This is a genomic window from Streptomyces sp. NPDC000410 (assembly GCF_040300305.1).
Lineage (GTDB): Bacteria > Actinomycetota > Actinomycetes > Streptomycetales > Streptomycetaceae > Streptomyces.
Genome location: NZ_JBEPDM010000064.1, coordinates 18,853 through 30,192, shown reverse-complemented (window position 1 = coordinate 30,192; position 11,340 = coordinate 18,853). Strand labels below are relative to the sequence as shown.

The window sequence follows — 11,340 nt, the reverse complement described above, 5'->3', positions numbered from 1 at the left end:
AGAAGAACGTCCTCGACCGCCAAAGCTGGACCACCCGCGCAGAACTGCGGATCGCGATCGTGACCTGGATCGAGCGGACCTACCACCGGCGCCGCCGACAAGCCGCACTCGGCCGACTGACCCCCGTCGAATTCGAAACCGTCATGACCACACCGGCCCTCCAGGCCGCGTGACCCAACCTGTCACCCGAACCTGCACCAGACCCATCTGCGCGTTCAGGTCGCGGTCCAGACCGCCGAGGGGAGGACTGACGCAGTGGCTACCGACTACCTGCTCGCCCGCATTCAGACACTGGGCGCGGAGTCGCCGCCTCGCCTCCGCATGCACTCATCCACCGCCTCAAGCCCCCTCAGTACCGTCCACAGCGAAGACCTCAGCACACTGCCCGCAGGAAGGATCATCGGTACGCTCTCCGCCTTCTATTTCGCGCTCCGGCCAGACCTGACCTGGCGTGCCCGAGTCAGCATCGTCGATCCCAACCGTGTCGCTGTCACTCTCTCCCGCAACGGCAGCCACGCCGCGAGCGTCATCTTCAGCCGCCTCGACATGGGCCTGCCGTCCATCGAGGGCACCACAGATCAAGACGCCGCAAATGGGGACCGTCTTCAAGCACAGCTATTGACCGGAGCGGCGGCGTTCATCCTCGTGCACCTAAGCCAAGTTCACCATCGGCTCCAAAGGGGGCTCTACTCGGCCCTTAGCTGGAAGAGCGTCACCCTTCACGTCATCGCCACTAGCGCCGCGCTCATCGACGACCCAGAGCAGCGCACTGCCCTGCTCGCCCGCGCTGTCAACGAGGATCCGCAATACCCTCTGGCCCGCCTTGAGTACCTGTGGGCCCTACAGGGTGATACAAAGATCGACGAGCCCGCCTACCGGCAGTTCGCGGACGCCCTAGACGATGAACTCAAACAATTGAACCTGCCTGAGGGGTCGCCGCTCCTCATCCGGGCGCTGTACCGCAGTGCTGCCCAGCGGATCAACCTTTATGCTGCCGAAGGATATCCACAAAATCTCAAGGAACTCGAAGCTGCGGCCGCCTCGGTGAGGCGGTTTGCGGACCAGTGCCAAGGGGAAAAGAATGAGATCCCGCAGTGGGCTCAGTTCGCCGAGCAGGTGAAACCTATTGCTGCCGTCATGCTGCGCCAGATCGAGGCCTTGCAGCTGGTAGGCCCCTTGCTTCCCGCGCCGGCGGACAGAACAGTCGTGCCCCGGTACGCCTACGAGAACGCGTGCCTGGACTGCTTCCTCGAACGGCGAGGAGCAGCCAGCCCCGAAGATGCCATCCATCAGCTGCGCTTCGCACTGCCCAACGAGCGCGACAAAGAGGAAGCAAGACAAGATCCGTGTCTGAGTTCGCTGCGCGCCAGGGACGACTTCCGGGCGCTGGTGAAGTTCAGCCGGGCCCGTGGCAGAACTCGGAGGCGTGGGCCGACGCCAGGCCCTGGGGCCAGTAGCTGACCTGCGACGCTAAACGACAAGCTGAGGCGAGGAGCGGGAACGGTCCCCACGTCAGGAGGTGCTCGATCGCCTCCACGGCGCCTCGGCCGCCGCGTCAGGGCTGTTGAGACCCTCGGGCCACTGCTTCCCGGCAGCCCCAGGGCGTCCGCAGGCCCGCCGCTCGGCCCTCGATGTCGGTGTTGCGGTTGTCTCCGACCATCCACCCGCCTCCGCCGAGGGAAGCGCCGCAGCGGCGGGCCACAGCACCCCTTCGCCGACGGGGATCCGATAGTCATCGGGTGCGCGGTTCCCTCCTCCAGGCGCTTGGTGACCAGGCGGATCTCGTCGTCCGTACACTCGGTGAGCAGCTGGAGGTGCGGCTCGGTGAGGTAGTCGGGGATGGACATCAGCCGGCCGTAGGCGTCGTACGGCGACGCCGTGAGGCCCACGTAGGTGCTCTTGCTCTTGCTCATCTTGGTACCCGTGCCGTCGGCCCTCGATGAGCTGGGCGGTGATGACGACCTCGGGGGTCTGGTCCGAGATCTTCATGACCTCGCGGCACATCTGGAGGTTCAAGAGTTGTTCCACGCCGCCGAGCTCGACGTTGGCGTCGATGGCCAAGGGGCGATTCTATCGATCAGGGACTTCATTCGCACCCTTGTTACGGCGCGCGCCATCTGGGGTGGGAGTGCTCGGACAGACGCCGGGGTTACGCCGATTCCATGGCCTCGCCTACGGCACGGCTGACGCGATCGCGGAGCGCGTCAGCGGAGACATACGAGAGTGCCTGGGCCAGCGAATCGAGTGCGGAGGCGAACTGGCCCACCTGCTGGCGCAGATGGGCGTCAAGAAAGGAGGCCACGGCCCCCGTGGCGCTGCGGCTGGCCTGCCGCGCGTACAGCACGGTGAGGGAGAAGGCCCAGCACGCGTGCAGGAAGCCGTAGACGGGGCGAGGAGTTCCCCGCCAGGGGGAGAAGAAGGTGATGTCGGCGGGAAGGCGCACGTCATGTGCGGCCAAGGCGTCGTTGAGCCAGTTGTGGGCGGCCTCGTGGATCAGGTCGCGGGCCAGGACCTCGGGGTGGGCGGTGTAGTCGGTGAAGACGGTGCCAGGGAGGCGGGTGAGCGCCCAGCTGTGGAGGGTCTCGTCCAGTCGGCGGCGGTTGAGCAGGCAGACGACGGGGGCGTGCTGGGTGAGCAGTGTGCCGAAGCCGTGCTCGGCGGCGGATGCAAGCGCGGCGCGCACGAGCGCTTGGGCTTCGGGCAGGGCAGGGCTGGTGTCGGGACGGATGAGGTAGTACGCGGTTTCGGAGATCTCCGAACGGAGCAGGTTCTCGGGTCGCGGGCTGAGCAGGATGTGCGGGCCGGTGGACAGGTGGGTCAGGTCTCGCGTCGTCGTCTTCCGGTACCAGGCGAGGAGGTTCGTGTTCCGGGCGCGCGCTGCGTGCTCGGCGCCTTCGAGCAGGTGGTGGGCCACGGCGTAGTCGAGGGCGGACGAGCCGATGCCGTTGCCGAGTACGGAGGCGATGCGGCTGGTCCGGAGGTGCTGGTGGCCGGCGATGCCATCGAGGGTGACCAGGGCTTCCGGGGACAGGGTGCTCATCTGGACTCCAGGTGTGGACCGGGGCCGGACCCCGGCTGGGTCCGGCCCCGGTAGCGGGTCAGGCCGTGGTGGTGGGCTCGGTGGCGTCGGGCTCCACCGTGGCGGCGAGCCAGGTCTCGGTGGCCGCGTTGGAGGTGTGCGCGGTCGTGCGCACCGTGTCGCTGTCACGCAGGGACGCGACGGCCTCCAGGAACTCGTCGAACGTCTTGTCGTCTGCCACTGCTCGCTCTCTCCTCTGATCGGGGCCGTGGGTTGGCGGTGAGGGGGCGGGAGGGACGGCGGACCACGGGGTCCGTTCATGGCGGGTTACCTGCTCACTCGGAGACGAAGAGCGTGAGGAACTTGCGCACACGGCCGGTTCGGACCGGCTCCGTGCCGTGGACGAGTTGGCTGCCGAAGACCACGAGCGTTCCCGGAGACGGGGCGACGTTCCATCGAGTGCGCGGCATGCTGCGGAACCAGGGGGAGGACATGTCCGTCCCCTCGTGTGCGAAGCGCATCCCCGGGGCGTAACCCGACCCGGTCGGCGCCTTGTCCGCGGTCCAGACGGCGTCGCTACCCGTGGTCTCCACGTAGAACGCGCCGCCGGTGTCCTGGATGTCCGTGAGTGTGACCGTCGCGGCGGCGATCTGGCGGGGACGGGTGAGGGGATCGGGGGCGATGCCGTCGGCATGGGGGGTGATGTACTGGTCGGCGCCGTACTCGAGGTAGATCCACGGCCGGTGGCCGGTGACCGATGGCAGGGTGCGCGTGATGGCGGCCATGCACAGTTCAAGGGCCTGGTCGAGCAGGGCGGTCGCCTCGTGCGGGATCTCGGTCATCTCGATTCGGCCGGCCGGCTCGTAGACGCCCTGTGCCTCGGCGGGGGAGTGACCGGGGATCTCGTGGATGGTGGTGTGGCGGCTGGCGCCGTAGCGGTCGCGTCCGAGGGGGCCGAGCGTGTCGTCCATGACGAGGTTGAGTCGCTCGATCTCGTCCGGCTTGATGAAGCCCTCCACAGTGCGGATGGACAGGGTCTCGGCGATGTGGATCACTGCTCGCCTCCGCACGCGCAGGGGGTGGACGGCGGGGCAGTGGCGGCTTCGGCCAGGGCCACCGTGAGTACACGCACCGCCTGGGCTAGGTCCTCGAAGTACTCGGCAGGCGTGGTGCCGGCCGAGGGTACGAGATGGAGGTCGAGCGTCGGATACACCCGGCCGGTGGTGCGGCACGTGAGCTCGCTGCGACCGAGGACCAGCGAACACGCCTCGGGCAGGGAGGACTCGGCTCGGCTGGCGGTACGGCACAGGCGCGCCGCTGTGCGCGCGTACTCGGCGCGGTCGCGCGGCAGGATGCCGACCGAGAGGAAGCGGGGCTCGGCTCGGGGGAGGTCGGCGTAGGCGTGGCCCTGGCAGCTGTCGTAGGTGACGGCGTTCCAGCCCGCGGTGAGCGCGTCGACGACCGGGTGGACGCCGGGCTCGATGCCCTCGTGCCACTGGGGGTGGTGGGGGTCGAGATCGTCTGCCTCGTGGACGCCGGGGAGACCGACCGTGTTGATGTTCCCGCTGGCGCTGACCTGGAGACGCGCGGGCGTGCGGGGCACGGTGGGGTCGTCCCAGCGGGCCAGGAAGGCGGCGACCTGGTGCATGTCGTTGGGCCGGACGGGACGCCAGCGCAGCCGGGAACAGGAGGCACCGGGCGTGAGGTCCGGCTGGGCGAGCAGGGCGGCGACGCCGTCGATCAGGCGCATGCGGTGGTCGCAGTAGGCGTCTTCGTCGCCTGCGGCGGCGAAGCGGAGGCGGACCGCCGGGCAGCCCGCGCCGCAGGTGTCGCGGTAGTCGCAGGTCGTGCACTTCGCGACCAGGGAGCGTGCCTGCCGAAGCAGGGGAGAGCTGCTCTGGGCGCCGGCCACGTCCGTCTCAACGTGTACGTCGCCGAGCGCGGCCAGGCCAGCCTGCGGCCAGGGCAGTTCGTCGCAGCTTCCCAGGCGGTCATCGGGATAGAGGGTGAGGACGTGGTCGCACTTCAAGTCGGAGAAGTGACAGGAGCGGGTCCGCAGACCCCTCAGACGGCGGATGACGGAGACGACGGGCTCCAGCTTGACGCGGCGGAACAGGCCGCTGGCGACCCAGTGGTGGGCGGCCTCCAGCACGAAGTCGGCGTACTGACGCGGCGTGACGGCCCAGGTCGGGCCGGTGGGGCCGATGGCCCGTCGCTGGAGTGCCCGGCTGGTCGGCGTACGGGATCCGGCCACCGTGGTCGACTGGGTGACCGCCGCGTCGAAGCACGGCACCAGGCTGACCGTCGTCACGGCGGGAAAGGAGGCGAGGTGCTCCATGACCTCGGAGGCCCGGCCGAGGACGTACGGGGTGACGGCGCAGATGACGCCGACGCGGCGTTCCCGACGCCCGAGGAGTTCCAGGGCTTCGACCACTCGCGGGTACGTGGGGCGGCCGTCGTAGCCGACGCGCCACGAGTTCCCGAGTGCGTCCCCGTCGAGGGAGATGCCGATCTCCAGCTCCGGGTAGTGCCGCTCGAACAGGTCTAGCCAGGCGTCGTCGAGCTGGAGCCCGTTGGTCTGGAGGCTCACGCGGATGACGTTCGGCTGTGCGGCGAGCGCGTCAAGGATCTCCGCGATCCGTTCCCGGCCGGCGGTCAGGGGCTCCCCGCCGTGGAGTTCGATGCTGAGCGGACGCCCGGAGAAGATCGAACCGAGGCGGTGGACCTGTTCCGCGCTGATCCGGGCGCCGCCCGGTGACTCCTTGCGCTTCTCGAAGCAGTACAGGCAGTCGATGTCGCAGGTCTCTCCCCGGAGTTTGAGGATGACAGAGACCGCCGTGTCCGGCCCGGTGTTCGACAGCGGGGCGTAGAGACTCTCCAGGTCCGTGGGGGCGGTGCGGGTGACGGGCATCAGAGGACTCCCGAGGAGGAGAGGCGCGGTCTACGCGCCATCGGTGGAGACCGTGGACAGCCACCCGAGGAGTTGGCCGCCGGTGACGGGGATGTGGACGTCGCCGCGGCGAAGGAACCATCCGTCGGCGTATCGCTGGGGCAGCCAGCCGGCGTCAGGGGCACCCAGGTTGGGAGGCGTCCGCAGCGGGTCATTGACGGGCCAGCAGTCCAGGAGCGCTCTGGTCACGCGCCGCTGAACCGGACGGAACCACTCCCACGTCTCCGCGTGGGCCGCGTCGATCGGCAGACGGGACGGAGCGCCGGCAAGAAGCGGCAGCCACTTGTCGCCCAGGATCGGATGCCCGGCCGCCGCGCACTCGAGCGCGGTGAGGCAGGTCTCCAGCTTCCGGCAGACGACGCCGACCGGTTCGGCCAGGCCGTCCGCGACGAGGCCGGTCAGGTCTTCGGCGAGGCTCGCCGCGACCTCCGCCTGGTCGGCGACCGCCCAGCGTCGGTAGCCCTGGCGCTCCTCGGGATCGAGCACCGGGCCCCAGCGTCCGGAGCCGTACGAGAGAGCGGTGCGCAGGCACATGAGGTCGTGCATCGAGGCGCGTACCCGTCGGAACGATCCGAGGTCGTCGCGGTGGACGTCGAAGGAGCGGAGCAGGTACCGGAGTTCCTCCGCCCGCTGCGGCGCTGTCGCCTGGAGGTCGACACGGACGCCATCCACGATGCGTGACTCCCACGCCGGCAGGGTGCCTTCCACGATGCCACGCAGGTCGATGTCGCTCGCCGCGTGGGCGAAGCCGCAGGCGAGGGCTCCCTCCAGCCAGACCTCGCGGGCCTTGCCGGACGCGAGCAGTGCCTGGGCGACTCTGTCGGCGATCTCCCGGCGCAGTCGTGTCGATGGGTTCACCGGTGGCCTCCCTCGATCAGGATCTTGTTGTCAGCGGTGATCTCCCTGAGGAGATCTGTGGCCCATATGTCGAGCGCGCCGCGCACGTCGGACCGCTGGGCACCTATGTGAGGTGAGGCCAGGAGGTTGAGCGGCGTCGTGGAGTCGGTGAGGAGCGGCAGATGCTTCCGCTCGACCGGGTCGAGGGCGAGGCCCGAGAGCCTCCCGTCCGCCAGCGCCCGCAGGCAGGCGGCGACGTCGAGGGTCTCCAGCCGACCGGCGCAGATCAGCAGAGGCCGCTGCGGAGCGACGCGTGCGAGGAAGTCCTCGCCGATGAGCTGTTCGGTCGTGGGGCGCAGCGGCAGAGCGATCACGTGTACCTGCGACTGCTCCATGAGGGCTGTCGGCGACAGCTCCCGCAGACCGGGAGGGTTCGACGGCCACGCGGCGAAGGCCGTGTGGCCCATGAAGGGGGCGAGGGCCCAATCTGCGGCCAGCCCCACCGGACCCGCGCCCCAGATACCTGCGGCCAGGGTGCCGAGTGACGCACCCATGCATGCCTGCTTCTCGTGCCGGCCCAGCAGCAGCGCGTGCTGCCCCAAGGGGATCCGCCGGGCCAGGGCGAGAGCGGCGGCGAGCACCCACTCGCCCACGGCGTCCGCGCCGGCCTCGGCGTTGCGGTGCAGCGTGATCCCACGGTGCCGGAGGGTGCTCACGTCGATGTGATCGATGCCGGAGCCGGTCCGTACGACGTGCCGCAGGCGAGGAAGCGCGTCGAGCTCCCGCTCGCCCAGACGGACGCCGGAACGCAGGACGAGCACGGCCGTGTCGGCGGGCGGAGGCGAGTCCAGGTCCGGCAACTCGTGTACGAGGACATCGGGCAGGGCGCGGCGGATCGCGCTCGCGTCCGCCGCACCGCGTAACACCAGGACGGCGCTCATCGGATGAACTCCGGCTTCTCGTACCGGCCGAAGGCGAGATCGCCTTCGCCGACGATGACGGTCACCGGCGACGGCACGCCGAAGTACGCGTCGCAGGCGCGCTTCACCCCTGGGAGCCCGTCCCAGGCCCGAGGATTGACCACCGTGTCCGCGTAGTCGTCGACGAGCAAAACGCCCGTCGGCACCAGGCGGGTGACGCAGTGCGTGAGCCCCGTGAGGGTGGAGTCGTAGAAGTCGCCGTCCAGGTAGGCGAACGCGATCTCGTCGGGCAGCTCCTTGGGAAGGGTCTCGTCGAACCATCCCGGATGGATGACCGGCGGCGGCCTGCCCCAGGCCGCGTGCGTGGCGCGCACGTCGTCCGGGGACGACCGGAGCTCGCCCGCCGCCAGGTGGTCCGAGTCCTCGGCGCCGGGCGCGGGCATGCCCTGGAAGGAGTCGTAGACGTGGATCTCGCGGTCGCGGTCGCCCAGTGAGTCGAGCACGCTACGGATCCAGAGGGCCATCGCGCCCCTGTAGCAGCCGAGTTCCACCACAGGGCCCGGCAAACCGCGGGCGGTCAGGTCGGTGAGCTCGTCGGCGATCACGTGGAGCCGGTCGGCACAGACCGTTCCGGAGTGCTCCCGCAGCAGCCACTCCCGTAGATCCTTCAGTGTCGGATCCATGAAGGTCACCACCTGTCCACGAAGGGGTCGGCGAGCTCACCGCTCAGCGCCGCTGATAATGGGCGGTTGATCCGGGGCAGCAGGTACACGTCGCCGAGACGTTCCAGCGGAACCCACTCGAAGCCCACCTGGATGGGGTCCGGCGGCTCCGGCATGCGCGGCTCGGCGTCGTCCACCTGCTCGGCGAGGAAGTTGAACTGAACCTTCTGCACGTCCCCGAACTCGCCCTGCCACGACTCGGGGACGTACTCGACGACACACAGCAAACGCCGGGCCACGACCTGGAGGCCGGTCTCCTGCGCGACCTTGCGGTTCACGGCCTGGCGCAGGTCCTCGCCGACCTGGGCCTTGCCACCCGGGAGGTTGTAGTGGAACCCGGCCTCGTCGTCGTACGACAGCAGCAGGACGGCGCCCTCGCGTACGATCGTCGCCTTCACGGAGACACTGATCCGAGGCAGTTCGGGCGTCAGAGGCACGACAGCGCCTCCGGTTCGCCGACGCGCATCAGGTCTCCGACTTCCGCGAGGGACCCCGCGACGGTGGAGCGGAAACTCCCTCCGCGCCGGAACTGACGGGCGGCGGTGCGCATACCCGCGAGGGCGGCACGGCTGAGCTGGTTCGCGTAGATGCAGAGGCGGAAGCCGGCCTCGCCGAGTTCGGCGGCGCTCAGGTCGGGGAACGCCGTGGGCACGCTGACCAGCGGCACGCCGTGGTTCCACGTACGTCCGATGGCCCGCGCCTGGTTACCGGTCGCGTCCTTGGAGTGGATGAGTACCGCATCAGCCCCGGCCTCGGCGTACGCCTCGGCGCGGGCGATCGCCGTGGCCATGTCCTCGCCGGCGATCAGGGCCTCGGTGCGGGCCACGACCACGAGGCCGTCACCGGCGACCTTCCGTATGCGCCCCACCTGCTCGCACAGCAGGTCCCGGTCGGCGAGGTTCTGGGCCCGGTGGGCCGCGAAGCTGTTGCACTTCGGGTACGCGCTGTCCTCGACACACACCGCCGCGGCTCCGGCGCGCATCAGGTCGTACGCGAACCGCTCCGCTGTGCGCCCCGAGCCGCCCGCGTTGTCGATGTCCACGATGATGGGCATCTCGGTGACACGGCCGAGCGAGTCGACCACGTCGGACAGGTCCCGAGGGCCCAGGACGTTGGCGTCGGGCAGCCCGGAGGCCGCTGACACTTCCAGACCGCTCACCCACAGGGCGTCAAAGCCCGCCTCCGCCGCGACGTGCGCGGCGAGCGCGTTCACGGCACCGATCGCCAGTAGCGGGTTCTCCCGCTCGCTGTCGTCGAGGGCCTCGCGCAGACGCGTCGCCTTCGTGCCGTCAGCCATGGGTCTCTCTTCCTTCCGCGTGGGCGGCGATGGGCGGTACCAGCTGTCGGTCGCGCAGTACGTCCCAGGCGGCGAGCAGCACCTCGGACCGGGGTCGGCGGGCGTCCAGGCGGACCACGTCGCCGAGGAGCGGGAACTCGTCGGGCTTCGTGACCACGGCCTCGTAGGTCTCGCGAACCCGACTCTGGACGTCGTGCACGTCCCAGTCGGCCCGGACAGCGTCACCCTGTCGGGCCTGCGCCCGGCTCATCGAGGTGTCGGTCTCCAGGTCCAGGACGAGCGTGAGATCCGGGGCCGCTGTGAGCTGCGCGGACAGCACCTCGTACGTCTCCGACACCCGCATGTCGTGCTTCACAGCGAAGAAGGCCAGCTCGCTGAGGAGCCAGCGATCCGAGATCACAGGCCGGGACGGCCGCTGGGGGAGCACGAGGCGATCCAGCGTGGCCCGCTTGTCCGCCGCGATCGCGGACAGATAGGCGTCACGGTTCCCGGCGTTCGGCTGGTACTTGCCAGTGATGATGGCGGCGGCTTGGTCGGCGGCGAGGAAGTTGGTGGTGAGCACGCACAACGGGGTGACGCCGTAGAGCCCCTCCCAGAGCCGGAACAGGCCCTTGCGCAGCGTCGTCTTGCCGGTGCCGTCGAGCCCCTCGATGACGATGAACGGATAGCGGTGGTTCATTCGACCTGCCCCGCCCCCGTGCCGCCGGCGTACTTGGTGAAGCGACCCCGCCAGCGGGCCGTGGTGGACACCAGGTCCACGAGCCGGAGCTCCGCCAACTCGTCGATGAGGCGGGGCAGCTCGGGCTCGGAGCAGATGCCGGCCTCGATGGCCCGGCAGTACGCGGCGCGGAGGACCGGGTCGTCGCCGGAGTCACGCAGCGCCGCCTCCAGCACCCGCGTGGCCATGCCGTGGGCCACGACGCTCACCGCGGTGCCCAGGGCCTGCTCGTGGAGCGGGCCCGGGTGCGGCTCCAGCGTGATGTGGTGCACCCCGCGGTGGCGGATGACCGTAAAGAAGCCCACCCACCAAGCGGCGGCGGCGCTGACGGCGGTCACGGCGTCGGACCAGGCCGCCCCGGACCGTTCCACGAGGAGGTTCTGGGCAGCGGTGTCGGCGGCGCGGTGAAGTGCCCCGCGCCGGTTCAGCGACTCCGCTCCGTGCCGCTGGGGCAGCTCCCACCAGAAGCCGAGCCCGGCGTCCTCCAGTAGCGCCATCGCGGACTCGTCGGCAGCCGGCAGCGGAGACGGGCGCTGGGCCAGCACGGAGACATCGGCGCCCGGCACGTCGGGCAGCGCCTTCTCCTCGGCGACGGCAGCCCGCCATTCGTCGAGATGGAGATGGAGCCGCTGGGTCAGCAGCCCGTCCGCCAGCGTCTGCCAGGCATGGGCCAGCGGTGGCGAACCGGGTGGCCGGGGCGGCAGGGTCAAGGAGGTCACAGGTCGGATCCTCACGTCCGGGGAGTCGCGGCACGCGGCTCCGGTCGGTGGTGCTCCACCACGATGGCCGCCACGAAGGCCCACGCTCATGAGTGTTTATGAGCGCCACCAGCGGAACGTGTCCGGGTGGTCGCAGAGCGAGGGAGAATGCCGACCAT

At 69.9% G+C, this 11,340-nt stretch carries 12 protein-coding genes and 2 pseudogenes; 2 read left to right on the top strand and 12 right to left on the bottom strand.

Features of this window, described 5'->3' with window-relative positions; all coding sequences use genetic code 11:
* Together ABT342_RS34400 and ABT342_RS34395 are read left to right on the top strand one after the other, a co-directional pair.
* Window positions 1–173, top strand: a pseudogene (locus ABT342_RS34400) (IS3 family transposase); the annotation flags it as partial.
* Window positions 174–255: 82 nt separating this feature from the next.
* Window positions 256–1,461, top strand: a complete 1,206-nt coding sequence (locus ABT342_RS34395) for a hypothetical protein (RefSeq protein ID WP_351582460.1) — start codon at window positions 256–258, stop codon at window positions 1,459–1,461.
* A 344-nt stretch (window positions 1,462–1,805) separates the two neighbouring features.
* Here ABT342_RS34395 and ABT342_RS34385 read toward each other — a convergent pair.
* The 12 genes and pseudogenes from ABT342_RS34385 to ABT342_RS34330 form a co-directional block, all read right to left on the bottom strand.
* Window positions 1,806–1,913 (bottom strand): annotated as a pseudogene (locus ABT342_RS34385) (hypothetical protein); the annotation flags it as partial.
* Between the two features lie 236 nt (window positions 1,914–2,149).
* Window positions 2,150–3,040, bottom strand: a complete 891-nt coding sequence (locus ABT342_RS34380) for an aKG-HExxH-type peptide beta-hydroxylase (RefSeq protein WP_351582458.1) — start codon at window positions 3,038–3,040, stop codon at window positions 2,150–2,152.
* A 58-nt stretch (window positions 3,041–3,098) separates the two neighbouring features.
* Window positions 3,099–3,260, bottom strand: coding sequence for a hypothetical protein (locus ABT342_RS34375; RefSeq protein ID WP_269730655.1), 162 nt, complete (start codon window positions 3,258–3,260; stop codon window positions 3,099–3,101).
* Between the two features lie 94 nt (window positions 3,261–3,354).
* Complete coding sequence (locus tag ABT342_RS34370; protein ID WP_351582456.1) at window positions 3,355–4,074, bottom strand: 2OG-Fe(II) oxygenase; 720 nt, start codon at window positions 4,072–4,074, stop codon at window positions 3,355–3,357.
* Window positions 4,071–5,930, bottom strand: a complete 1,860-nt coding sequence (locus ABT342_RS34365) for a radical SAM protein (protein ID WP_351582454.1) — start codon at window positions 5,928–5,930, stop codon at window positions 4,071–4,073. Before ABT342_RS34365 ends, ABT342_RS34370 begins: the two co-directional genes overlap by 4 nt.
* 30 nt (window positions 5,931–5,960) lie before the next feature.
* Window positions 5,961–6,827 (bottom strand): hypothetical protein, encoded by an 867-nt coding sequence (locus ABT342_RS34360; protein ID WP_351582453.1) that lies wholly within the window; start codon window positions 6,825–6,827, stop codon window positions 5,961–5,963.
* The gene (locus ABT342_RS34355) at window positions 6,824–7,747 is read right to left on the bottom strand and encodes an NAD(P)-dependent oxidoreductase (protein ID WP_351582452.1); all 924 of its coding nucleotides are present in this window, start codon (window positions 7,745–7,747) and stop codon (window positions 6,824–6,826) included. The genes ABT342_RS34360 and ABT342_RS34355 overlap by 4 nt, the downstream gene beginning before the upstream one ends.
* Window positions 7,744–8,409 (bottom strand): TylF/MycF/NovP-related O-methyltransferase, encoded by a 666-nt coding sequence (locus tag ABT342_RS34350; RefSeq protein ID WP_351582451.1) that lies wholly within the window; start codon window positions 8,407–8,409, stop codon window positions 7,744–7,746. Before ABT342_RS34350 ends, ABT342_RS34355 begins: the two co-directional genes overlap by 4 nt.
* 5 nt (window positions 8,410–8,414) lie before the next feature.
* Entirely contained in the window at window positions 8,415–8,885 is a 471-nt protein-coding gene (locus ABT342_RS34345; RefSeq protein WP_351582449.1) for an NUDIX domain-containing protein, read from the bottom strand.
* The gene (locus tag ABT342_RS34340) at window positions 8,876–9,745 is read right to left on the bottom strand and encodes an isocitrate lyase/phosphoenolpyruvate mutase family protein (RefSeq protein WP_351582447.1); all 870 of its coding nucleotides are present in this window, start codon (window positions 9,743–9,745) and stop codon (window positions 8,876–8,878) included. The genes ABT342_RS34345 and ABT342_RS34340 overlap by 10 nt, the downstream gene beginning before the upstream one ends.
* A complete protein-coding gene (locus tag ABT342_RS34335) occupies window positions 9,738–10,424 on the bottom strand; it encodes a dTMP kinase (protein WP_351582445.1) in 687 nt (228 codons plus the stop codon). Before ABT342_RS34335 ends, ABT342_RS34340 begins: the two co-directional genes overlap by 8 nt.
* Complete coding sequence (locus ABT342_RS34330) at window positions 10,421–11,182, bottom strand: hypothetical protein (protein ID WP_351582443.1); 762 nt, start codon at window positions 11,180–11,182, stop codon at window positions 10,421–10,423. Before ABT342_RS34330 ends, ABT342_RS34335 begins: the two co-directional genes overlap by 4 nt.
* Window positions 11,183–11,340 lie beyond the last annotated feature (158 nt).